Source organism: Candidatus Abyssobacteria bacterium SURF_5 (assembly GCA_003598085.1).
In the GTDB taxonomy this organism is placed as follows: domain Bacteria; phylum Abyssobacteria; class SURF-5; order SURF-5; family SURF-5; genus SURF-5.
Window position 1 is genome coordinate 1 of the sequence record QZKU01000034.1, and the last position, 22,949, is coordinate 22,949.

A 22,949-nucleotide genomic window follows, 5' to 3' on the forward strand; every position below is an offset into this window, starting at 1 on the left:
ACAGCCCCGCCTGGCGCGCGTTCCTCGAGCGGATCATGGGCGGAAACATCGAGCTGATGGCGTTCCTCCAGCGCATGTGCGGATATGCGCTCACCGGCCGTACGTCCGAGCAAAAGCTCTTCTTCCTCTACGGCACCGGCGCGAACGGGAAGAGCACGTTCCTTAATACGCTCCTGCACGTGTGGGGCGACTACGGCCGCAGGATGCCGTCGGACCTGTTGTTTGACGACCGGCGCGACTCGCATCCGACCGCGCTCGCGTCGCTGCAGGGGGTGCGATTGGCCGTGACGGCCGAGATCGAGCAGGGCAAGCGCATGGCCGAGGTGCTCGTCAAGGAGCTGACCGGCGGCGACCGCCTGGCCGCTCGCAAGATGCGGCAGGACTACTTCGAGTTCGAGCCGACCCACAAGGTCTTCTTGGCGGGAAACCATCTGCCGATCATCCGGGGCGCGGAGCATGCCATCTGGCGGCGGATCGATCTTGTTCCGTTCCGCGTGCAGATTCCCGAGTCCGAGCAGGACCGCTCACTGGCCGCGAAACTGGTATCCGAGGCGGCGGGCATTCTTCGGTGGTGTGTTGACGGCGCGCTCGATTGGCGTCATTTCACGTTGATGGAGCCCGACGAGGTCACGGCCGCCACCGGCGCCTACCGCTCCGACATGGACATCCTGGGCGACTTTCTGGCTGAATGCACGAAGGTGGAGCCCGGTGCTCAGAACACGAGCTCCGCGCTCTCGAAAGCGTATAACCGCTGGTGCGAAAAGAACGGCGAACGGCCCCTCTGCGCCAGAACGCTCGGTATGCGGCTGAAGGAGAGGGGATACGAACAGGACCGGTCGGGCCACAACAGAACGCGAATCTGGAAGGATATCGTTCTGATTGAGGAGGACGCGTTACTATGATGCGGACACATGCGGACGCAAGAACGCATATTTCCTATATAACGCCCACATGAAAATAAAATAGAGAATATAATACAACATTGCGTTCTTGCGTCCGCATCCGTCCGCAGGGGCGCTGGTTATCGGGCCTGACGCTCTTATTTAGGCACAAAAGTGATTGGGCTATCATACACCGGATTTTTCCTTGGGTCTAAGTTTGAAAATAGTCGTCAAAGCGTGATAGGATGTTCTTGGTGGAAGTATCCCGCAGTCGCTTGAACTCTTCTGATCACCTATCCCGCGGGGTGTCACATAAGGAAAGCGGATGCCTACATAAGGCCTATGGGAGCAGGGGATTCCGACCCTCGCTTGTTTCGCGTCCAGGGAGGAGATCTCTTCGTGATCAGGTATAAGAATAATCCCCATAGGCTCAGATCACTGGTGAATGATTATGTCGGAAGCAGGATTGCCGAGGAATTGGGGCTGCCTTGTCTGCAGGTGGAGATTGTAGAACTTTCCAAAGAACTCATTGAAGCCAATGACCTGTGCAAGAGATATCATGCCGCAACCTGTGAATGGACTACGACAAATGAAAGGCTCCAGGCCGGACTTCAATTCGGTTCTCCTTTTGTCAAGGACGGACAAAACGGCGTTCCTGAACTGATAAAGAAGGTGACCAACCTCAGCGACATACCCGGGAGTATACTCTTTGACACTTGGACCATGAATGATGACAGGAAGCGTGACAGAAATCTTTTCGTCAGTTGGGTAGGCACCGGAAAGAAAAGACGCTACAAATATCTGATGATCGATCACGACCAGTGCTTTACAGGATCGTCATGGAATGAGAATATTATAAGAGAAAGCGGATATACAGACAGGTTATTTGGCATGCATCCTGCTCTTGTGGAGACAGTTGAAGAGCCATCCGATTTTGATGAGTGGTTTGAGGCTATTAATGCTTTTCCAGAATCAGCAATAACAAGAATATTGGAAGACGTGCCGGATGAATGGAGTCTTTCCGCCAATGAAAAGGCAGCATTGAGGGCATTCCTTATTGAAAGGCGGAAGGTTCTTCGTGCTTGCTTTCACAAAAACCTGCGGCATTTTCCATTTAAACAAAGGAGAGGGAAATGAATAGCAAGTGCAAATATGTTATCGTTCGATTCGTTCCCGATTTCGTGAAGGGCGAGTTCGTGAATGTCGGCATTGTCCTGGAATGTCGGGAGCGGCGGTTTGTTGATTTTCATTTTTCCTCGGATCTTGCTCGGATATCGAGAATCTTCCCAAACGCAAATGTGGACATAGTGCGTGGAATAGCAAAAGACCTTCGTAAAAGGCTAGGCAGATCCGGTGAAGAATATTATGCCGATCTCTTTCGAAGTTCAAGTACACAAGAAGCCGATACTTTTTTGGCGAAGCTGTTGCATGACTACAGCAATCATATTGAAATCTCTCAACCCAAGGCTTCCCTTTGTGATGATCCTGAAGAAGAATTGAAGAAGCTCTTTCAGATGTACGTGACTTCAAAAACCAAACCTGAGGAAAAAGCTCCAACTCATCAGAGAATCGTGAGAGAATTCAAAAGGCAATTTCAAGAAGAGAAGGTATTGACCCTTCTAATGGAGCAGGAAAGAGTTTCAGGAAAGGGATATGAATATATAGTTGATTTTGCTTATCGCAATGGAATTCCGAACTACATCGAAACGCTCAACCTTGCTGTGTCCGATGACCACAAGAAAAACAATACCCTACGCTTGATAGCCGAATCGCTCGACATCAGGCGGAAGCATAAGAAAGCTCAATTTTCTGCACTTATCTATGCTTCTGAAGACATGGGTCCTGAAGAAAAAAAGGCAGTAAAATCACTTCAGGATTTCGAAATCAATCCTTATCCGAAAGACAAGCTTGGCCTGCTCGCCAAGAAGATCAAAAAGGATGTTGGAGATAAGATCTGAAAGTAGACGCCTCTAGCCTTTCCTTTTCCTCTTGGGCTTATGTCTGAACTTGCCATACTTTTGTTCTAGCTTTAGGTTATAGGAGTGATACTCCTGGCTATCTTCCTCGTTATCTAATTCCATGCCTTCAAAAGCCCTCCCCCGGCGTTTTGGGCCAAAGAGCCTTGCATACTCTCCTTTGAAGGCTTGGAAGGTCTCCCATTCCCTTTCTTGTTGTTCCTTGTTTTGATATCCTTTTTGCCAAGGTTTCCTTCCGTACTCGTCAAAACCGATGGAGGTCCCGTCTTGATAGCCGACATACATGCCGGTGGTAAAGGTAACCGAACGGGGATCTGGCATGAGTAGGTAGCCATCTCCGAATTTACTCCAATGTTGAGTAGATAGACTTTTCTCCGGATATAGCCATTCTTCTTTTGCGGCGGCGAGATACCTGTATGCTCTTTTCTTTATTATATAGTTGATTTCGATGACCTCTCTTTCAGTGAGAGACCTCCTTGTCTGGATCTGCAGAAAGTTAAAGATCGCTGTCCGAAACGGGGCCGGATTTGGGCGTGACTCTAATGGATTCGCGTATGGATTTCGTACCCACGATAGGTTCGTGAAAATGAGCATCTTCTCCAGATTCAGAGGAAATAATGTATGGGTGCCGGTAAGCCATACGCCAGGATCGCGATGTCCTTGGCACCATTTGGAGCCAGGAAAGCAGCCGCCATTGTACACAGTTACAGGATGGTCCGAAAGGAGGAATTTGGTCTCGGACTGAGAAGCATCGACGATGCTCCAAACGCTTTCAGTCCAGAAAGCACAGAAGAGTTGCTGCAATTCCTGCACTTTCAGTAAGACAAGGTTTTTGTCCGACAGCTTTACCAAATCAGCCAGCGTTGCCAGTCCTTTGGGGGTCCGGAGCTTTTGAATGCTGAGAAACAGTAGTAGGTTATGAAACGATGGCTCGTCAACACTCGGATGTTCAAAGGTGGAAAAATGCTCCACCGCAGGCTTACCCAGCGAATCAATCCGTCCGAAAAATTTCTGCTCTATCTCCGTCGACTCCCACTGTCCAAATCTGGTTGTATAGAGATCCTCCTCCCTGAAACATCTGGGAGGACCCCATCTGAGTAAAGACCTCCGCTGGTATTTTCGCTTTCCATTAACAACCTTATCAGGATGCAAATCAAGATAATAGAATTTCTTTTCCCGAACATCATTCAACAAAAAACGATGCTGATACCACTCGGGTACATAATGATTTCTTCTGTAGTCAGTCGCTGGCATGCGCTCGGAGAGTAGAAGGCAAAAGAGTTTCTGGGAATATGAGGTTATTGGGGAGGTGATTCATAGTCAAAATATCAACTTTGCTTCAACTCTGCATCCTCCCAGCTACTTTGAGTCAAACTGTACACAAGTGCATCTCCGCCACTCCGGCACGTATGCGGAAAGAACGCTCTTGAAAAGTCTTCCGTGATTTGGGATTCTCATATGCAGCAGTTCGTGGACAATGACATAATCTTGAAAACGGTCCGACTCGTTCAAGAGATCAGTTGAAAACGTCATTCGGCCACTTGTCGAGTGGGAAGCCCATTTGCGGGTCATCTTTTGCAGGCGCACCTGCTCCGGCTGAACCTTTATCCTTTTGGCCCAGGATACCACTTTTTCCTTGAACTGTTGAGCTTCCTGGGCATTTTTCTCTTTCTGCTTTTTCATTGACGGCGTAATCTCAAAATCGCTTCAGTCAGGTCAACCATGCGCTTCGGACTGACGACGCGAAGCAAAGAGTTGTAAATCTCAATTTTCAATTGACGCTGCTCGTCGGTGTTCGTGGCATAGTTCGGAAAGCGTTCGTAAGCAGCCGTAATTTCCTTTGCGATTGCTTCGGCGTCCGGCAACTTCTCCTGTTTCAACAGCCAGAACACTTCGAATGTGTCTGGATCAAGGCCACTTTCCTTGCGCGCTTTTTCAGCTTCAAACTTCTCCCGCATTAAGGCTTCTATTCTCTCCATGGCGTCTTTTGTCGATACCTGGCGATCCTCCAAAGCCGCCATGACAGCCTCGGCGCGGTCGGAAATGGAAATTAGATACGGCTCCTTCTCGCCCCGCTCGTTGGCCGCTTGCGTCAGGCTCTTCACGAGGTTGACGATCTTCGGATTGTCCGGTCCCTTCTTCTTTTTCAATGCTTCCAGCGCCGCCGCGTCGAATTCGACGGTTTTGGTCATTTCGTTCAGATATGCTTCGGCGCTGTCACGAACCAGCATCTCCGTCTTGTGCGCTATGTCGCCGTAAAACATGGTCTTCTTGCCATAGGCATTTCGCAGCATGACGTAAATATCCACCAGGCGGTTGTAGTCCTCTATATGGTCTCTCAGTTCCGGGTCTGGCGACAGAATCTCATACAGTGTCTCCAGTTCTTTGAAGAAATCGGCGAACTGCTGTCGTTTATCCTTGTCCATGAATTCCTCGTACAGCAGCCTGTCCAGCTTCTCGTCGTTACCGCCTCCTTTGCCGGCTGCTTCCAAATATTTTTTGCCCGGACCGGCCATCAATTCCTTGAAGCGGGCAAACAGCACGTCAAGGTCTTCGATCACACCGCTCACTTCATCGGAATCGAACGCGAGCGCCTTATTCAATTCCTTGAGAACACCCACGAAGTCGATTACGAGGCCACAGGGTTTCTCGACGCCCTCAGCATCCACGTACGGGCGGTTAACCCGCGCGACGGCCTGCAGCAGCACATGGTCGCGCATCGGCTTATCCAGATACATGCAATACAGGATGGGCGCATCATAGCCGGTCAGAAGCTTGTCAGTGACAATGAAAATCTTCGGCATCTGGTCAGGCTTCGGGAACTTCTTGCGCTCCTTTTTCTCGCTGCTCTCGTCCAACTGCATATCCGCGACAAGAGGACGGTCAATAGCGTCCGCGGCATTTTTCGTATAGATCGGGGTGGAATACTCCGGAGGCAGATGCTTGTCAAGCGCGCGTTTGTAGAGCGCGCATGCTTCGCGGTCAACCGCAACAACGAAAGCCTTATAACCAAGCGGTTCGACGAATTTCTTGAAATGATCGGCAATGAACGCCGCCACCTTTTCGACGCGGTCATTTCCCTTCAGGAACGCCTTCAAATGCACCGCACGATCAAGAATGCGGTTCAACTCATCAATGTCGCTGACGCCTTCGGTTTCGATCAGGCTAAAGAACTCCTTTTCGAGCAGGTCGTCGGGAAGCCGAACATCGCTCGGCGCAAGCGTGTGCCGAAGCTTGAGCGTCGTTCCATCTTCGATGGATTCCCTGATGGAATACTTGTCGAGGTACCCTTTATCGTCCTCCTTGCCAAATGTCTTGAAAGTACCCTTGCCGTACGCTGTCTTGTCTATCGGCGTGCCGGTGAAGCCGATCAGCGTGGCGTTCGGCAGCGCACCCATGAGGTAATTGCCAAGGTCGCCACCCATCGAACGATGCGCCTCGTCGATGAGGACGAAAAAGTCCGACCGCGTACACGAGTCTTTGCGGATATCCTTGAACTTGTGAACCATCGAAATGATGAGTCCCCGGAAATCCTGATCGAGAATGTCCTGAAGCCTGGCGCGGCTGTCTGCGGTGGCAATCTTTATATCACGCCCCTGCATCTCGCCCACAAGCCGTTCAATCCAGCCGGACAACTGGCCTTCGAGCTCGTTCCGGTCGACAACGACCATTACCGTGGCGCCGGGGAAATCTTTCTTGTTCTCCAGAATGAGCCGCGCAGCCGTAATCAGCGTGAACGTCTTGCCGGAACCCTGCGTATGCCAGATGAGACCTGTCTTCTTCTGCAGATCGCCGCAGCGCCGCACCACTTTTACCGCCGCCCGCGTCTGGTGCTGACGCAGGATGGTTTTCTGTAATTCATCGTCTTTCAGGAAGAAAAGAATCCACTCCTTCAGCATTGCCAGGAACAGAGAGCGATCAAAAAAAGCCTGGACGGCTTGCTTATACGTTTCGGATGGCTGCTCTTTCCAGCGGAAGATATTTTTTCGCGAATAGTTCCATGTGACGCCGTAGAAATATTCGATCAGGTGCGTGACATTGAAGACCTGCGGCATCGTGAGCAATTCAGGTGTTTCCAATTCATACCGCCGGAGTTGCTTTACTGCGCGTTCCATCGCGTCCGGCAGTTTCGGGTTCTTGTTCTCGACAATGGCAACCGGGACTCCATTCACGAGAAACATCACATCCGCACGATTGCCTTTCTTGTTCAAGGCTCGGAATGTCCATTCGTAGGTAACGTGGTAGACGTTTTTTATCAGCTCCCCAAAATCCACCAGGGTTACGTTCCGATACCGTTTCTCGCTTTCATCATAAATTGTCCTGTTGCCGCGCAGCCATTCGAGGATTTCGCGGTTGCCTTCGATGGTGTTCGGGACACTCTCCATGCGCTGAATGATGGATTGCACGTTATCTGTGGTGACAACTCCTGGATTCAGCCGGAGCAGAGCCTCCTCCAACTCTTTTTGAAAAAAGAGCCCTGCCTCGCCACTGCGCAGACGTAAGGCCTCCGTGTCGGATACGGCCGTCCAGCCGATTTCCTCAGCATGCTTGATCAGCGGAAACTGCACTGTGCCTATTTCGCTTGCGAGTGTTTTAGTCATGGTTGGATTTCGCTCACATCAATATCGAGATCTGCGAGACGGATTTGGCCAGTCATCAAGTGGTGAAGCATCGTTTTGAATAGTTCCTGCAGTATTGCATACTTGTGGTTATGAATGCAGAACTTGAGGTCAATTGCCTCCAGAATGGAAACAATTTCATTCTGCTCAGGCAGTGCAGGTACAGGCACGAGAACCGAATCAATTGTCTTTGTGTTTATGTTAAATTTGCCATCAGCTGCTGGAGATGCGCGACCAGCTAGCTGTAAGGATCCGCCTGAGGTCATTGAAAAATACTGAAAGAAGGCGGCGGTAATATCTTCCGGTTTCAAACGAGCCCGTATAAGGTATGAGGCAAATAGAGCTTTTTTTGGTTGTCCTCTATAGACGGCACATCCTCCGACTCGTTCCCGCACTCCATTTGTACGGATGAATATCAGATCATCCAATTCAAGTTCGTACGAGACGATCTCTCGCTTATTCAGCTCGCACCATTTCACGTCTCCAGTATTCACCCGGCCCTCTGCAATATTTGGTATGCGCAGAACAGGATTTCCCTTGCCATGATATCCGCACTTAGCAGATGTTCCATATTGTAAAAATTCACGAAGTGTCTCGAATGGCCGAAGTTCCCAGCTTTCCGGCAGCGGGCCGATCTCGGTTTCCTTCTGCGATTCCCCGCGAAGACCGCGTGTGAAAAGCTGATGCATCACCGATTGTTTCAACTCCCGTGCTGTCTCAATCAGCTTTTCTTCTGTTTCTATTGCGCGCTGAATCTTCCAAAGTACCGCGGCAATCCTTTCCTGTTCGGGTTTGGGAGGGCGACGAATTTCTTGTTCTTTCAAGATGCTGAAGTGTCGGTTATACCCACGACTTGGCAATGGTAGGTGCAGACAAGCATAGTAGAAGAATCTCGGATTGAAATCGCTACTCGGCTTGAGAAGCTGAGTTCCATCTGCACCAAGTGCAAACGGAAAATTTACGTATTTGAATGCACGTGTATGGTCGCCAAAAAGGATAAACGGTAACTGTTCTCGAATTGAGACGGAATCATCATTTGTCCAGCCAGCGATATATTTCTGGCCCTGATCGATAATTGGGATTTTGCCACTCGGTTTATAATCCCTTGCTAGCAATTTCCGAGGCTTTTTCATTTTGATCTTGTCAAGGCAGTCCTGAAAAGGAATCATCTGCCACTGCTTATCGTCCGAAATGCTCATAATTGTACAATCTCATCAAAGATCTTTTTGATTTCAATATCAATGTCTCGTGCATCAGCATTTAACCTGTTTAGGTCTTCAATAATCGCGCGAATATCTCTCATTCGCTCGTTGTCTATGGTGGACAGGTAACGCGAAGGCGACAGGTTGTAGTCGTTCTTTTCGGCCTCTTCGTTTGTGATTGCCCTTACGAAGCCATCTTGAGGCTTTGCTTTCAGGAAGGCGTCAGCAATCTTCTTAACTGCTTCGTCGGGCAGATAATTCTTCGGTGAACCTTTCAGAAATTCCTGGCTGGCATTTATCAGGGTAATTTTGCCCTTGCGTTCTTTCGGCTTGTTCTTCCGCAGGACAATGATAATGCCGGCAGCGGTCGTGTTATAGAAGAGATTATCCGGCAGCAGGATTACTCCATCAATAAGGTCCCGTTCCACAAACCACCTGCGGATATTTCGCTCCTTGTCCTCATGCTTGCTGCCGCTGCCGCGCGTCACCGCGCCGGTATCGAGAACTATGGCGGCTCTCCCGGTTTCCTTCATTGTCGCCAGAGTATGCTGCAGCCATGCCCAATCGCCCTTGCTCGTGGTGACGCCGCCCTGCTCTTCAAAACGCTCAAAGGGGTCATCTTCATAAACATCCGGCCTGAACGGCTGGTTCCACATGGGATTCGCCACCACGACATCGAATTTTTTCAGCCGGGTGTCGCTGTCCTTGAATTTCGGATTCCGCATGGAGTCGCCGCGCACAACTTCACCCTCCATGTCATGAATGATCTTGTTCATGCATGCGATAGCGTAGCTTGAGCCGGTAAACTCCTGCCCGTAGAGACGGAGCGGGACCTTTGAGAGCGGATCGAGGCGGCGAGAGACAAGCTGTAACTTGATAAGCAATCCATACGAGCCGCACGCGTAATCGTAGCACTCTTCGCCGGGACGCGGGCGCATGATTTCGGCGATGAGAAAACCGACCTCGGTAGGAGTGAAGAACTCTCCCGCGCTCTGCCCCTGTCCTTCGGCGAATTTCCGCAAAAGATACTCATAGCAGCGCCCGAGGAAATCCGGCTCAACATCGTGCAAGCCGAGCCGGTAACGAGGATCGGAAAAGGTCTGAATTACTCCGCTCAAGGCGGCATCGCTGATTTCACGTTCGCCGTTCCGGGTCTCGTTGTAGTCCACAATATCTATTACCCCGGCGAGAGACGGATTATGTTTCACAATGGCGCGGATGGTCGTGGTAAGCTGCTCGCCAAGCGATTTCGGTTCCTTGTCTTTCGGCCATTCGAAGGGAACGCGTCTGCTCACGACCGGCCAGCGGGCTTCGGGGGGCAGATAAAAACGAACAAGAGAATGGTCGGCTTCCAGAATCTCATGGGCCGTCTTCTCATCGCCGAACCTCTCAACAAGCCGCTGGATTTCATCATCGAAAACGTCGGACAGCCGCTTGATGAAGAGCAAGGGGAGAATATAGTCTTTGAATTTCGGAGCGTCCTTTTCCCCACGTATTGAGCAAGCCGCATCCCACAGCATCTGTTCCATGCTCTTGTTGCCGAGGACCTTGCTCTTGGCGACGCCGCGCCTGCGACGAGGCAAAGCTTTCACCGCTGATTCCTCTTTCTGTTCATCCCCGAACAAGTCATTCTCATCCATCAGCTTCTGAATGGCCTCCATTTGCGCCCTTTGCGGCTTTACGTTCCCTGACTCCCATCTGTTAACCGTTGCAAATGAAACATTTAGAAGCGAAGCAAGCTGCTCCTGACTTAGATTCAACCTTTGCCGGAGCTCGCGAATCATTTCACTGAAAGCTTTTGCCTTTTCCATGATTATGCAGTATATGCTATAACAAACATAATGTCAAGGGAACCCTCCTTACACGTTCCTCCTGCTAACCTGTTTACGAGAGGCTAGGAAAGCAGAAAAGATTACCTTTGCTTGTAAGGCTTCTGCAATTCCTGCAATTTCTTTTCTGTTTCTTTAGCGATACAATCTAACTCGTGTTTAAATCTATCTATCTGGTACTGTAACTCCTTCAAATTCACGCAACTTGGGGAAATTAACTTGGCATCCAATCCATCAATACTGGATGTTAGTGCTTCGATAAACATATGAACCGTTTTGTACTCTCCATTCGGTCCGGTCGGAATAATCACTCCCAGCAATCTTCCACCGTCTTTTCCCACAACGACAGGAGGTTTCTTCTTTTGCTTTTTCATGTATTCCCCCTCCAGTTTGAAGATCTCCAGAATGTCTATCATGGCAGCTGTTGCTAATCACATCCTAATTCATGTAAAAGGTTCAATTATCCCTCATCCTCACCCTTTTGCTTGATGCGCGTATTTCTATTTCATCTTTAAAACGAGGCGATTTTCTGAGCGCTCGAATTCCTTGTACCTACGCAACCTGTTTAAAGCAGCAAAGCCACCCGCTGCAACACCTATGGAAGTAGCGGCGATTGCCGCGGGTAGTCCTAGGATTCCAACAGTTGTACCACCGACTAATGCTGCTACCGGTGCTGCAGTTCCGGCGCTGGAGATGACGATTGCTATCGCAATGGCAATAGCTCCACCAGCAATTAACCAAGCTACTTTCCCAGTAGCTCGTATGCGGATGACTTTGTCTTTAAGGCTGCCTTCAATGATAATGGTGCTCACTTTTTCCTTGAGCGCTTGTCCAAGATCCTTCTCTGTCGTCACCGTCTTTTCCATGGTAGTCTCCTCTGGTCCCTTCCTTTTAGGCTAAGGAGCCCTCATCATAACTCCAACGTAATTTTTATTTTTCCGGTGAATTCAAGCAGTGGCAGCATCAGGCTCTGATAATTGGGAAGGACGTTTTTCTGCTCCTCATCATTTTCCGGGAGGTCGCCCAGTGCGATGACATCATACCACTGAGTGTGAAGAAAATCAATCGCAATGCAGACCACAGGTGACAGTCTACGGTCCACAGGGAATCAAACAAAAAGGCGGAACGAGAAGGATAGTCTGGAGGGAGGAGTCGGGAGACTGGGGTGAAAATGGGTTCAAGGTCCAAGGCATGCCCCGGACCCCGATCCGGGGTTCAAGGTCTGAAGATAAGAGAGATTCTTCGCGGTCGCTCAGAATGACACGCGGGGCGGGCGTTTCCGATAAAGCAGAGGTTAGTGCGTATTTTCGTGTCGTTTCGTGCGCTTTCGTGGCGAACAGTCTTCGTCTTCTTTGTGCCTTTGTGTCTTGGTGGTTAGATTTCGTCTTTCCTCCGTGGGTCTCAGTGGCCTCCGTGGTGAGAAATTAGTTCAAGGTTCAATGTTCAAGGTTCAAAGTTGAGGAGAGATCCTTCCCCCCGCGAGGCGCGGGAAGATAAAAAAACACAGGCGAGACGCCTATGCTACCGGAAAAAAGAGTTCCAGGTTCAAAGTTTTCGGTTCAAAGTTTTCGGTTAGAAAGCGGGGTCAGTAGAAAGCCGAAAGCATGCACCGCAATATACTGTGTATGTGTGCAATGCCGACCACAAGCTTGTACCGAACGTACTCCACACAAAGCCGGTTGTGTTTCATAAATTGCAGTTTTTGATATGCAAAGGGGTTTATGTTGAATTAGAGTATTGCTGAATCTCTTTTCAACACCGGCAGCATCAGATGAAATAAGTGATTTCCTTTTCCCCATTCTTCCTCTTGCTCTCGCAGCGCCATCAGTAATCCGTCTTGCGCAGTCTCACGCTGTCATGCGCGTTCCCAAACGCAACTGATTAATTTGCGTTCATTCGCGTTCATTCGCGGTTCCTTATCTTCTTTGAGATAGCATGGCCGCGTCAATTTCTCGCCTATGTTGTAATTATCACCTCATACCGCACGGTGTACTGGCCGAGCAGCGAATTGATCTCGTTGCGCAGCTTCTCTATCGATGCGCCGGCTGCAGGCTTGACGGTCACAATGGCCAGCGTGCCGTGCACCTTGTCCTCTTTCACAACGACATCCACCGACTGCGCCAAATCTTTTATCGCCTGCAAATCCGCCTGGAACACGTCCTTAATCGCGTCATACCGCAGCGCCGGCTTGAAAATCTTGCCGACGCCTGTCAGCGGCATCGTATCGATGACCTTGATTTTCTTCGGCATCGCCGCCCGCTCGACGATATGCTCGCGGCAAAAGTTCTCGATTTCCGCCGCCTCAAGTTTTGCGCCCGGCTTCGGCACGACATACGCCACCGGCACCTCGCCTGCGTGCTTGTCCGGCCGTCCGACCGCTGCCGCAAGCGCGACATCATCGATCTTGTAGAGTACCTCTTCGATAACCGCCGGATCGATGTTGTGGCCGCCGCGAATGATAAGCTCCTTCTTCCGCCCGGTCAGCCACAGGTACTCGTCCTTGTCCATGCGGCCCATATCGCCGGTATTGAGCCAGCCGCCGGGCAGCCAGGCGCCCTTGTTATGCGCCTCCTCGACGTACCCCTTGAACACGTTCGGGCCGCGCACCGCGACCACGCCGATCTCGTCGGTCTTGCAATCGCGCACATAGCTGCCGTTCTCGTCGAGGACGACCGTCTTCATCTCCTGGTACGGAATGCGCAGGCCGACCGAGCCGATTTTTCGCTCGCCGTCACGGGGGTTATTCGACGAGACAACTGTCCCCTCCGTGAGTCCGTAGCCTTCGAGCAGTTTCAAGCCTGTCCTCTTCTCGAATTCGCGGAACACCTGCACCGACAGCGGCGCGGCGCCGCACATCGCGTAGCGCAGCGACGAGAGGTCGATCCCGTCGTTCGGGATGTCGAGCAGCATCGAGAGCACGGTCGGCACGGTCATGAACGAATTGACGCGATATTTTTGCGCGATCTTGAAGAAATTCCTGATAATGCCGGGATCGCGGTAGCCGGTCGGGCTCAGCATCACGACCGACGCGCCCACCGAGAACGGCGCCAAGCCCGTCAATAACGGAGCGTTTGCGTGGAACAGCGGCAGTCCGAACATCATCGTTGTGCCGCGCGCCATGTCGAGCCCCAGCGCACACACCACCGCCGAGAACATCTCGTTCATGTGCGTGCGCATCGCCAGCTTCGGCGTGCCGGTCGTCCCGCCTGTATGATACAGCGAACATACTTCATCAGCCTGGAATGAGCGTCCCGAATCGAGCTTGTCCGCGTTGTATTTTTCGATTACCTCATCGAATCCATAGATGCCGTTCGCTTCGTCGGACGGTCCCATCACCCTGATGATTGCCTCGAGTGTGGGCACTTCCTTTCGGATCGCCTCGACCTTCTGCCAGATGTCGGAGCCGGGATACTCGCCGAGCGTAATGAGCGCCTTCGATTTCGCCGAGTTCATGATATCCCGTATCTGCGCCGGCTCGAGCATCGGATTGATCGGGTTGACAATGCCGGCGGCTTCGCCACCCCATATGGCGAAATGAGTGTGCGGCAGGTTCGGCAGAATGAACGTGGTGACGTCTCGCGGCCGAATTCCCAGATCGTTCAGCAGATTCGCGGTCTGCGTTATGCGTCCGAGAAACTCGCGGTAGGTAATCGGCATCGGGGATTCCCACGTCTCGCCGGACATCAGGAAATACAGAGCGACCGTGTCGAGATTATCCTGCGCCCCCCTCTGAATCAGCTCGTATGTGCTGTTTGTCGTTACTCGCTCACGGAGCGGAACTTTCTCGATGTTCTTGATATCTTCAATGTTGCGAATGACAATCTGTTCTTGCATATTTCTTGCTCCCCATAAATTGCCCAAAAAGCGGCATTATCCTATGTCATGCGGGGGGATAAGTCAAGCGTCCAGACAGGGCAAGATCCTGCTTCCTTTACCGGTCACACTGTTGAACGTCCCCCCCGCCTGTGCTACAATTGAAATTGACTGAAACACCGGAAAAAAGCAAAAAGGCCAAAGGATGTACGAGCTTACCATCAAGACCACCTTCTCCGCCGCCCACAGTTTGCGCGATTACGAGGGCCCGTGCAGCAAGGTGCACGGGCATAACTGGGTGGTCGAGGTGATTGTTTCCGGAGAAAACCTCCAGCCGAACGGCATTCTCATCGATTTTGGCGAGGTGAAAGAGGCCGCTTCCGAGGTGCTTGCGCGCCTCGATCACGCGAATCTCAACGAGGTCCCGCCGTTCGACCGGCTCAACCCGAGTTCGGAAAACCTCGCCCGCTGGATTTTCGAAGAGGTCGGGAAGCGGGTGAACTCGAAAGAGCTGAGGGTTTCACGCGTGAATATTCGAGAAGCTGAAACATCCTGCGCCAGTTATTTCTTATAGATGTCCCTGAAAATCAACGAAATTTTCTTCAGCATACAAGGCGAGGCGCGCTACGCAGGTTTCCCCTGCGCCTTCGTCCGGCTTACCGGCTGCAACCTTCGCTGCGCCTACTGCGACACGCGGTATGCATATGACGAAGGCCGCGAGATGAGCCTCGACCAGATTCAGCGAGCCCTCGGGCGGTATCCTGCGCGTCTGGTAGAGATCACCGGCGGCGAACCGCTCCTTCAGGCGGAGACGCCCCAACTCATCACCAGGCTCGCCGATGACGGATACACGGTTCTGCTCGAAACCAACGGGACCGTCTCGATCGAAGCCGTGGATAGCCGGGCAGTGATCATCATGGACATCAAGTGCCCCGACAGCGGCATGGCCGACCGGACGCTCTGGGAAAATATCGATATCCTGAAGCCGGCCGACGAGGTGAAATTTGTAATTGGAAGCCGCGCCGATTATACTTGGGCGCTCGACGTGATCGACCGGTACAGGCTGGCCGAGCGTCATGCGGTGATTCTTTCGCCCGCAGCCGGTATCCTCGAGCCGCGCGAGTTGGCGGAATGGATGCTCGCGTCGCCTGAGACGGCCCGCGGCAATATTCGCCTCCAGCTTCAACTGCATAAGCTGATTTGGCCTCACGTCGAGCGGGGAGTCTGATTTATGTCCCGAGACTTGGCGATTGCGCTTGTGAGCGGCGGAATGGACAGTTGCGTCGCAGCGGCCGTAGCCGCCGTAGAATATGAACTCGCGCTTCTGCACGTTAATTACGGCCAGCGGACACAGCGGCGCGAGCTCCAGTCTTTCGAGGCCATTGCGCAGTTCTTCCAGGTTCGCCGGAAACTGATCGCCGACATCGGATATCTTAGCAAGATCGGTGGTTCGAGCCTCACCGACAAGACGATGCCGGTCGAACAGGCCGACTTGGATCGCCAAACGATCCCTTCGAGCTATGTCCCGTTTCGGAATACTCATTTTCTCGCGATCGGTGTCTCCTGGGCGGAGGTTATCGGCGCAACCAAAATTTTTATTGGAGCGGTCGAGCCGGACAGTTCCGGGTATCCCGATTGCCGCGAGGCGTTCTATACCGTGTTTAATGGATTGATTCGGGCCGGGACAAGACCGGAAACGAATGTGGAAGTGGTCGCTCCGCTGATCAAGCTGAAGAAGGCCGAGATCGTCAGGCTCGGCATGAAGCTCGGCGCTCCCTTGCATCTGACGTGGTCGTGCTATCAAAACGAGGACGTCCCGTGCGGCGAGTGCGACAGTTGCGCGCTCAGGGCCAAAGGATTTGAGCAGGCCGGAGTTGCCGACCCGATCCTGGCGCCCGGGCGTAAATAGAGAGGAAGAGAAATACCGTGCCCCGGAAAAAATTGAAAGATGTACAGAATGAACCCGCCAACCACCACGTTGAAGTGGATAAGGTCGGCGTGAAGAACGTCAAGTATCCGATTGTCGTGCGGGACAAGGCGAAGCGCGAGCAGCATACCATCGCCGACATCAACATGTACGTCAACCTGCCGCACCGATTCCGCGGAACCCACATGAGCCGGTTCATCGAGGTCCTCAACAAGCACCGCGGCCGCATGTCGATGCAAAACATGGACGACCTGTTGCACGAGGTTGAAAAGGCGCTCGATGCCGATAGCGCCTACCTCGAAATGAGTTTCCCCTACTTCGTCGAGAAGGCCGCCCCCATTTCCGGCGCCAGGAGTCTGACGGAATACCAGTGCAAATTCATCGCCTTCCACAAGGAATCGCTCGATTTCGTTCTCGAAGTGAACGTGCCGGTTACCAACTTGTGCCCATGCTCGAAAGAGATAAGCGAGCACAGCGCGCACAACCAGCGCAGCCTGGTGACGGTGCAATTGAAGTTCAAGGAATTTGTCTGGATCGAGGACGTAGTAGCGCTGGTGGAAGATTCCGCGAGTTGCGAGCTCTATTCGCTGCTCAAGCGGGAGGACGAAAAGTATGTGACCGAGAAGGCGTATTCACGCCCCATGTTCGCCGAGGACGTCGTGCGTGAAATTGCCCAGAAACTGGATTCCGACCCAAATATAACCTGGTTCACCGTCGCGTCGGAGAACTACGAGAGCATTCACAACCACAACGCCTACGCCTTTATCGAGAAGAAGGCCCCGAAGCTCGCTTGAGCCGGCGCCTCCACACCGACCGTATCTGCTGCGCTTCCTCCATGTCCATCGCAGAGGCCGCCGCAAGATAGAAGATCGCCCCTCCTGATACTGGCAGCAAAACGACCAGTAATCTGCCCCATATCGCCGCCGTATCCGCAAACCGGCTCGAAATGACATAGAGAACGTAAATCCACACGCCCATTGAGGTTGAGAGAACTACCGTCTTTCCGGCGGCGGTGCCGATAGAGCGCATATCCAGCCTGCCGATCCTTTTCTTGAGCAGCGCCCACAGCAGGACCATATTGATTGTGGATGAAAGAGAGGAAGCCAGCGCAAGCCCCCCCTGCTTGAGCGGCATCATCAGCAGAAGGGCCAAAATGATGTTGGCTACCATAGCCGCGGCGGCCACCAGCACCGGCAGTCTGGTCTCTTTCACAGAATAGAAGGCGAATGTGAGCACTTTCGCGCCGGCGAATGAAAACAATCCCAGCGAGTAGAACAACAGCGCGTAAGCCGTGTTTGCCGTTGCAATTGAACTGAATTCCCCGTATTCGAACAGGAGCCGGATGATCGGCGTGCGCAGGACGATCAGTCCGACCATCGCAGGAACCATGATGAAGAAGACCGACCTGAGCCCGAGCGAGAGCGTGTGTTTCATTTCATCCAGGTTCCCGCTGCTCGCCGAGCGAGACATCATCGGCAGCAATGCCGTCGCCGTGGAAAGCCCGAAAACCGCCAGCGGCAGATGCACAAGCCGGTACGAGAAATACAGCGCCGACACCATGCCCACTCCCAGGTACCACGCAAGCATCGTATCTGCGATGATGTTCACCTCGCGCACCGCCTGTCCAAAGAACGTCGGCACCAGCAGCTTGAAGACGCGCCGCACCCCCTCATGACGCGGGTCCCAACGCGCCCGCAGCGGTATCCGGCTTCTGATCAGGAACGGGAGCTGCAGCAGGATTTGGAGGACCCCTCCAATGATTACGCCCACCGCCATCGCATACACCGGCTCGTCAAATCTCTCGCGCAATCCGTATGCCCCGCCTATCATTGCGAGGTTCAGCAGCGCGGGAGCGTACGACGAAGAGAAAAACCTCTGCAGCGAGTTGAGGACAGCCATCAACAGCGAGGCCACTCCGATCAGGAGGATATAGGGAAACAGTATCCTCGTCAACCGAATCGCGAGCAGCAGTTGCTCGTCCGCCGGTCCGAACTCGAGCGTTATCAAGCGAATCAGAAGCGGCGCAAAAACCACTCCTAACGCCGAAACCACCATCAGGACGGCGACAGCCACACCGATCGAAACGGCAACGAGCTGTTCGGTCTCCTGCCGGGATTTTCTCGCCAGATAATCGGAGAAAACCGGCACAAAACCCGCATTCATCGCGCCTTCGGCGAGCAGCTCGCGCAGCATGTTCGGCAGTCGGAAGGCGACAAAGAAGGCGTCGCTCACGGGTTTCGGATACAGGTAGGCGATCACGATGTCACGGAGAAGCCCGAGCACGCGGCTTAACATCGTCCCCGACCCGATCAAAGCGGTGAACCGGGCCAGGCTGCCGCGCGCCACCTGCGGCGCAGCTTCAACGGAGGCGCTTCGGGTCGGATTCGTCATTGACATTTATGGCCGGATTTGCTAACATATGGAAGCTTCAAACTATGCAGAAGGAGGTGAAAAAGGTTCGTGAAGAAGAGCAAGTCGGTCCTGAAACGTGTTCGACAGAGCGAGCAGCGCCGTCTGCAGAACAGGTCGAATGTGTCCCGGTATAAAACCGAGATCAAAAAGCTCGAGCACCTCATCGAGGAAAAAAACGCAGAAGCGGCGCGCGCTACGCTTCCCTCCGTTGTGGCTACCATAGATAAAGCCGCCTCCAAACAAGCGCTCAGCAAAAACTCAGCCTCGCGAAAAAAATCCTCGCTGACGCGGCGGGTCAATTCCCTCGCGTAGTACAGAGATCCATCACCAGCAGTTCCAGATCGATGTCGGGATGCCAGCGTGAGGTTGACTTGAACTTATTGTCCCAGACCAATATTGAATGGTACATCTTTCGCAGATCGTCCAGCGAAAAGGAACGTACCTGCTGAAGGAAACGTGCCTTCAGAAACGGCCTTACCTGCAGGGTCTTGACTATGGCGTCCTCGTTCACGCCGTCGTCCAGCAGGCATCTCGCGCGCAGAAGCCTTTTTACCGTCATATCCAGGTGCCACAGGATCCGCAGTTCAGATTCACCCTCGGCAATCAACTGCCGCAGTACCATCCACGCCAAAATAAATTCCTTTTCGGCCACGGCTTCGGTCAGCATGTAGATGGGCTCTTTTCTTCGAGACACGATTAGCGCTTCGACGTCTTCCTGCGTGACAGAGGTGCGCTCTCCCAGATACTCCAGCAGATTATTCACTTCGTTTGACACGTCGGACAGATCGGAGCCGGTCAACTCGAAAATCGCGTCAATCAATCTCGGCTGGACCTGTTTCCCGCGCTCCTGCAGCATTTCCCGAATCCATGCTTTGACCTCGAACGGCGGGAGCGGCCCCAGATCGACGACAACGCCCGCTTTCGCGATCTCCTTGTACAGTGTCTTGCGGCGGTCCATCCGGTCGGCGGCCAGGACAAGCGTCAGAAAGTCGGGGAGATTTTTTACGGCATCTTGCAGCGCCTGTTCCGACGAGTCCGATAAGGAGCCCAATTGCCGGATGACGACCACCCGCCGTGAAGTCCCGAGAGGATACGCATTGAGCTCGTGCAGGAGAGAAGATGCGTCAACGCTCGGGGCATCGAGCTCGGCAAAGTTGAAATCCTTCAGACCGTCCTCGAGCGCGAGTTCCATTATCTGAGCGATCAACCGGCGAGCCAAATACTCTTCGGGGCCTAGCAAAAGATACAGGTTGGCAAGGGTATCCTTGCGCAACCTCTTTTTCAGTTCCGTATATGTGGGCATGAATGATATCCGGCAGTTGCAGGCCGGATGAAAATCGCGCCTTACTACCAGTAATTGTCGAGGGCGCCGTGAATTATATTCTCGGCCAACTCCTCGAGCGCCTCATCGATTGCGTCTTCCCTCATTCGCCCGCCGCTCGTCAGATAGAAATCGGACCCCCACACGGCTTCCTCTTGCCACAGGGTCTCACCCTCCCTCACTGCCTCCAGCGCAGCCGTTGCGGCGATAGAAATCCTGAACTGTCCTATTTCATCATCCGCAACAAAACTTATGGCATGCGGGTCGAAAACAGTAAGCACACCGCTCAAAACCAGGTCGGCCGTCGCCGGGTCGTCCACGATTCGCAGGCGGCCGTCGTTTTCCAATTCGCGAACGAGGATGTTATTAAACCGTATTTGCAGGTCGGGTTCGAAAGTCTGATTCTTGAAGGCGGGAACCGCAATCGTTCGATACTCATCCGAAAGGGGGGTAGTGGCAAACGTATATCCGCATCCCCCAGCCGTCAGACAGCACAAGACGGCGCCGCAAAGGATCAGAATTAATACGACATTCTGTCCAATGTTTCTTGGGCCTTCTCTGCCCATTGAGTCCTCGGGTATTGGTCTACGATTGATTTGAAGTAAAGCCGCGCGGAGTCGTACTGCAAATTATCGTGGTAATACATGCCGATCTGATACTCATGCCTGGCTGCCGTCTCGAGCAGTTCGCGCATGTGCTCCTGTGCTTCCTCGATTCGAGAACTCTCGGGGTACATCCTCAGGAAAGTCTCGTATTTGGAAACGGCTTTTTCAACTGCGGTCTTATCATATTCATGGGGAAGCGCCTGACATGCCTGGCTGTCGGCGCATGCGTAAGCGGCTTCGGCCGACCAGGAGGAAGCGGGATAGAAGTCGAGCACTTTTTGAAATTCAACGCTCGCCTCCTCGTAGAGCTCGAGTTTCATGTAGCAGAGACCTATTCGGTACTGCGCTTCGGCGGAAAAATCGGTGAATGGTTGGTTGTTGATCACCTTTCGATAAATCTCGATGGCCTTGTCAAAATTGCTGCCGCGGAACAGGATGAAGCCTTCTTCCCGTTCCACGCCCAACTCGAAAAACCGGTCGGCGATTTTTCGCTGTTTCTCAAGCACATGTCCGAATAGCTGCGAATTCGGGTAATCATCGATCACTTTCTGATATTCTTCAATCGCATCCTCGTATTCGCCCTGGGCCTCCAGAGCCCTCCCAATGGAATATTGGGCGAGATCGCAGTAGTTGCTTTCCGGAAAATACCTCAGAACCTTTCGGTACTCATCCATTGCGCTCTCGATATCGCCCTGCGCCAACAGCTCCTCGGCATATTGAAACTGCAGGGCGGCCGTCTCTCTCGGCTGGCGCTTCGGGTTGAGCCATCTACCCATCTGCGGCGTCCACACCCACGCCGCTTCGGCATTCGAGCCGATGAAAACGAGTATGATCACGCTGATACAGAAAGAAATGCGAAGATTTTTTCCTCCCGACATGTCCGATCTCCATCATGCCTCTTGCTTCGTGAAGATGCCGGATTATTTTATCAGATGAAGAAGTGGACTGTCAAAGAAGAAGTGAATCGAAGATTCATCTTTGCAAAGCAAGGCGCCGATCGCTAAATGAGAAGAAATCGCCGCGATCATCATTACGATTACGCAGAATCTCCCTTGCCTTTTCTCGATTTCATGCCACTACTGTATTAGAGCTAACGAAAATCCCCACTTTTTCCCGCTGAATGACATGAAAAAAAGAACGAACAGCGATTTATCAAAAATCTCTCTCCCCTTCTCGGCCACCCGCGCCGTCGATAAGTCGAGCGTTTTTGATATGCGCGCTGCAGCGTGCCGGAAGGACGCGGGAAAAAAGGGGGCTTCCCGAAGGGAGGAACGGCTTGACCTGTTACGAATCATGGGGCTCTTGCTCATTATTGTCGCTCATACCGACCCACCCGATTGGTTGGGCCAGTTGCGGAACTTTGATGTCCCCCTGATGGTCATGATCTCCGGCGCGGTCTACGGCTTATCCGCAGGCGCCGGCGATCCGGAGTTTGGGAGTTATCTGAGAAAAAGGATTCCGCGGCTTGTGGTGCCGACATGGACCTTCCTGTTTACCTTTTTCGTTTTCTCCTCGATCCTTTTCCAGCTTGCGGGCAAAGAACTGCCGTTTCCCCCGAAAACGATGGTTGCCAGCTTTCTTGTCTTCTCCGGGATCGGTTACATCTGGATTATTCGCGTGTTTCTCCTGATCGCGATTGCGGCCCCTCTTTTCCTGCTGCTTCACCGGCGGATTACCACCAACGCGGTTTTCTTCTGCATCCTTTTGTCAATTTACTCCCTTTATGAATTGACTTACAGGCTTTATTCGAATGCCGGCTCCTCTTTTCTTGCCCCTTTCTTTAACGATTTCCTGTTCTACCTCATTCCCTATGGCTGCGTATTCGCGCTCGGCCTGCGACTGCCTTCCATGCGAAAAAGGCTGGTCGGTTTCCTTTTCCTGACGTTTTTTTGCCTCTTCTGGTTGCTTGCCTTCGCCAGCGGATTCGAAGCGACTCAGTATTCCAAGTATCCTCCGCAAACCTACTACCTTTCGTACGCCCTCAGCGCGTCCATCTTCCTGTTTATCGCTTTACCGAAACGTTTGGCTTCATACCTGCTCTCGTTCCGGCTGATTAGCTTCATAAGCGCTTCAACCCTTTGGATTTACCTCTGGCACATCCTCTTCCGCTACTGTTGGGAGTGGTACTTCCCCCTCGTGCCCGCGCAGCTCGATGTCTTTGCGGGCAGATATCTCATGATCCTTTCGCTCGCCCTCGCGATGACGTACATGCAGAAATACATGATAGAGAAGATTATTATCCGCAATCAACTTCAGCCTGCAAAAAGAAAGCTCCTTGAACTCATCTTCTTGAGTTAGGCCTTCCGTCCGGATCCAGGCAGGCGGATTCGACTGGCCTCCATAATGCCGCACATGGCAGCGTGT

21 protein-coding genes are annotated in these 22,949 nt (G+C 52.6%); 9 read left to right on the top strand and 12 right to left on the bottom strand.

What is annotated here, in order from left to right:
• The 3 genes from C4520_03935 to C4520_03945 all read left to right on the top strand — a co-directional run.
• A partial coding sequence (locus C4520_03935) for a DNA primase (GenBank protein ID RJP24475.1) occupies positions 1-902 on the top strand: 902 nt, incomplete at its 5' end.
• A gap of 321 nt (positions 903-1,223) precedes the next feature.
• Positions 1,224-2,018, top strand: a complete 795-nt coding sequence (locus tag C4520_03940; GenBank protein ID RJP24476.1) for a hypothetical protein — start codon at positions 1,224-1,226, stop codon at positions 2,016-2,018.
• On the top strand, positions 2,015-2,839 hold the full coding sequence (locus tag C4520_03945; protein RJP24477.1) for a DUF3037 domain-containing protein: 825 nt from the start codon (positions 2,015-2,017) through the stop codon (positions 2,837-2,839). The genes C4520_03940 and C4520_03945 overlap by 4 nt, the downstream gene beginning before the upstream one ends.
• Before the next feature lie 12 nt (positions 2,840-2,851).
• Here the strand turns inward: C4520_03945 and C4520_03950 are convergent, their stop codons facing one another.
• From C4520_03950 to C4520_03985, 8 genes are all read right to left on the bottom strand, one after another.
• Positions 2,852-4,111 (bottom strand): DUF4238 domain-containing protein, encoded by a 1,260-nt coding sequence (locus C4520_03950; protein RJP24478.1) that lies wholly within the window; start codon positions 4,109-4,111, stop codon positions 2,852-2,854.
• A 105-nt stretch (positions 4,112-4,216) separates the two neighbouring features.
• Complete coding sequence (locus C4520_03955) at positions 4,217-4,540, bottom strand: M48 family peptidase (GenBank protein ID RJP24479.1); 324 nt, start codon at positions 4,538-4,540, stop codon at positions 4,217-4,219.
• A complete protein-coding gene (locus C4520_03960; GenBank protein RJP24480.1) occupies positions 4,537-7,458 on the bottom strand; it encodes an HsdR family type I site-specific deoxyribonuclease in 2,922 nt (973 codons plus the stop codon). The genes C4520_03955 and C4520_03960 overlap by 4 nt, the downstream gene beginning before the upstream one ends.
• Positions 7,455-8,675, bottom strand: coding sequence for a restriction endonuclease subunit S (locus C4520_03965; protein RJP24481.1), 1,221 nt, complete (start codon positions 8,673-8,675; stop codon positions 7,455-7,457). The genes C4520_03960 and C4520_03965 overlap by 4 nt, the downstream gene beginning before the upstream one ends.
• Complete coding sequence (locus tag C4520_03970; protein ID RJP24482.1) at positions 8,672-10,489, bottom strand: helix-turn-helix domain-containing protein; 1,818 nt, start codon at positions 10,487-10,489, stop codon at positions 8,672-8,674. The genes C4520_03965 and C4520_03970 overlap by 4 nt, the downstream gene beginning before the upstream one ends.
• A 101-nt stretch (positions 10,490-10,590) precedes the next feature.
• Positions 10,591-10,923 carry a hypothetical protein gene (locus C4520_03975; protein RJP24483.1) on the bottom strand — a complete coding sequence of 111 codons (333 nt, stop codon included), beginning with the start codon at positions 10,921-10,923 and terminating at the stop codon, positions 10,591-10,593.
• Positions 10,924-11,007: 84 nt separating this feature from the next.
• Positions 11,008-11,373, bottom strand: coding sequence for a hypothetical protein (locus C4520_03980; GenBank protein RJP24484.1), 366 nt, complete (start codon positions 11,371-11,373; stop codon positions 11,008-11,010).
• A 1,090-nt stretch (positions 11,374-12,463) separates the two neighbouring features.
• On the bottom strand, positions 12,464-14,341 hold the full coding sequence (locus C4520_03985) for an acyl-CoA synthetase (GenBank protein RJP24485.1): 1,878 nt from the start codon (positions 14,339-14,341) through the stop codon (positions 12,464-12,466).
• Between the two features lie 184 nt (positions 14,342-14,525).
• Here C4520_03985 and queD point away from each other — a divergent pair, with 184 nt between their 5' ends.
• Genes queD through C4520_04005 form a run of 4 tightly spaced genes read left to right on the top strand, consistent with a single transcriptional unit; the run spans position 14,526 to position 17,041 of the window.
• Entirely contained in the window at positions 14,526-14,894 is a 369-nt protein-coding gene (gene queD, locus C4520_03990) for a 6-carboxytetrahydropterin synthase QueD (protein ID RJP24486.1), read from the top strand.
• Entirely contained in the window at positions 14,895-15,548 is a 654-nt protein-coding gene (locus C4520_03995; protein RJP24487.1) for a radical SAM protein, read from the top strand.
• Positions 15,549-15,551: 3 nt separating this feature from the next.
• A complete protein-coding gene (queC, locus tag C4520_04000) occupies positions 15,552-16,229 on the top strand; it encodes a 7-cyano-7-deazaguanine synthase QueC (GenBank protein RJP24488.1) in 678 nt (225 codons plus the stop codon).
• A 32-nt stretch (positions 16,230-16,261) separates the two neighbouring features.
• Positions 16,262-17,041, top strand: coding sequence for a GTP cyclohydrolase I FolE2 (locus tag C4520_04005; protein ID RJP24502.1), 780 nt, complete (start codon positions 16,262-16,264; stop codon positions 17,039-17,041).
• Here the strand turns inward: C4520_04005 and murJ are convergent.
• Positions 17,010-18,644 carry a murein biosynthesis integral membrane protein MurJ gene (gene murJ, locus C4520_04010; GenBank protein ID RJP24489.1) on the bottom strand — a complete coding sequence of 545 codons (1,635 nt, stop codon included), beginning with the start codon at positions 18,642-18,644 and terminating at the stop codon, positions 17,010-17,012. The genes C4520_04005 and murJ overlap by 32 nt on opposite strands.
• Before the next feature lie 63 nt (positions 18,645-18,707).
• Here murJ and rpsT point away from each other — a divergent pair, with 63 nt between their 5' ends.
• Complete coding sequence (gene rpsT, locus C4520_04015) at positions 18,708-18,971, top strand: 30S ribosomal protein S20 (GenBank protein ID RJP24490.1); 264 nt, start codon at positions 18,708-18,710, stop codon at positions 18,969-18,971.
• Here rpsT and holA read toward each other — a convergent pair.
• The 3 genes from holA to bamD are packed head-to-tail and all read right to left on the bottom strand — an operon-like array spanning position 18,955 to position 21,463.
• Positions 18,955-19,962 carry a DNA polymerase III subunit delta gene (gene holA, locus C4520_04020; GenBank protein ID RJP24491.1) on the bottom strand — a complete coding sequence of 336 codons (1,008 nt, stop codon included), beginning with the start codon at positions 19,960-19,962 and terminating at the stop codon, positions 18,955-18,957. The two genes, rpsT and holA, sit on opposite strands and share 17 nt — an antisense overlap.
• Positions 19,963-20,006: 44 nt before the next feature.
• The gene (locus C4520_04025) at positions 20,007-20,546 is read right to left on the bottom strand and encodes a hypothetical protein (protein RJP24492.1); all 540 of its coding nucleotides are present in this window, start codon (positions 20,544-20,546) and stop codon (positions 20,007-20,009) included.
• The gene (gene bamD, locus C4520_04030) at positions 20,501-21,463 is read right to left on the bottom strand and encodes an outer membrane protein assembly factor BamD (GenBank protein RJP24493.1); all 963 of its coding nucleotides are present in this window, start codon (positions 21,461-21,463) and stop codon (positions 20,501-20,503) included. Before bamD ends, C4520_04025 begins: the two co-directional genes overlap by 46 nt.
• Before the next feature lie 247 nt (positions 21,464-21,710).
• Between bamD and C4520_04035 the strand changes: the two genes are divergently transcribed.
• Positions 21,711-22,883, top strand: coding sequence for an acyltransferase (locus C4520_04035; protein ID RJP24494.1), 1,173 nt, complete (start codon positions 21,711-21,713; stop codon positions 22,881-22,883).
• Positions 22,884-22,949 lie beyond the last annotated feature (66 nt).

Bases quoted from the DNA above. Each gene is read 5' to 3' on its own strand.
- C4520_03940 (RJP24476.1), top strand. From the start codon at position 1,224: ATGGGAGCAGGGGATTCCGACCCTCGCTTGTTTCGCGTCCAGGGAGGA.
- C4520_03945 (RJP24477.1), top strand. From the start codon at position 2,015: ATGAATAGCAAGTGCAAATATGTTATCGTTCGATTCGTTCCCGATTTC.
- C4520_03950 (RJP24478.1), bottom strand. From the start codon at position 4,111: ATGCCAGCGACTGACTACAGAAGAAATCATTATGTACCCGAGTGGTAT.
- C4520_03955 (RJP24479.1), bottom strand. From the start codon at position 4,540: ATGAAAAAGCAGAAAGAGAAAAATGCCCAGGAAGCTCAACAGTTCAAG.
- C4520_03960 (RJP24480.1), bottom strand. From the start codon at position 7,458: ATGACTAAAACACTCGCAAGCGAAATAGGCACAGTGCAGTTTCCGCTG.
- C4520_03965 (RJP24481.1), bottom strand. From the start codon at position 8,675: ATGAGCATTTCGGACGATAAGCAGTGGCAGATGATTCCTTTTCAGGAC.
- C4520_03970 (RJP24482.1), bottom strand. From the start codon at position 10,489: ATGGAAAAGGCAAAAGCTTTCAGTGAAATGATTCGCGAGCTCCGGCAA.
- C4520_03975 (RJP24483.1), bottom strand. From the start codon at position 10,923: ATGATAGACATTCTGGAGATCTTCAAACTGGAGGGGGAATACATGAAA.
- C4520_03980 (RJP24484.1), bottom strand. From the start codon at position 11,373: ATGGAAAAGACGGTGACGACAGAGAAGGATCTTGGACAAGCGCTCAAG.
- C4520_03985 (RJP24485.1), bottom strand. From the start codon at position 14,341: ATGCAAGAACAGATTGTCATTCGCAACATTGAAGATATCAAGAACATC.
- queD (RJP24486.1), top strand. From the start codon at position 14,526: ATGTACGAGCTTACCATCAAGACCACCTTCTCCGCCGCCCACAGTTTG.
- C4520_03995 (RJP24487.1), top strand. From the start codon at position 14,895: ATGTCCCTGAAAATCAACGAAATTTTCTTCAGCATACAAGGCGAGGCG.
- queC (RJP24488.1), top strand. From the start codon at position 15,552: ATGTCCCGAGACTTGGCGATTGCGCTTGTGAGCGGCGGAATGGACAGT.
- murJ (RJP24489.1), bottom strand. From the start codon at position 18,644: ATGTCAATGACGAATCCGACCCGAAGCGCCTCCGTTGAAGCTGCGCCG.
- holA (RJP24491.1), bottom strand. From the start codon at position 19,962: ATGCCCACATATACGGAACTGAAAAAGAGGTTGCGCAAGGATACCCTT.
- C4520_04025 (RJP24492.1), bottom strand. From the start codon at position 20,546: ATGGGCAGAGAAGGCCCAAGAAACATTGGACAGAATGTCGTATTAATT.
- bamD (RJP24493.1), bottom strand. From the start codon at position 21,463: ATGTCGGGAGGAAAAAATCTTCGCATTTCTTTCTGTATCAGCGTGATC.
- C4520_04035 (RJP24494.1), top strand. From the start codon at position 21,711: ATGAAAAAAAGAACGAACAGCGATTTATCAAAAATCTCTCTCCCCTTC.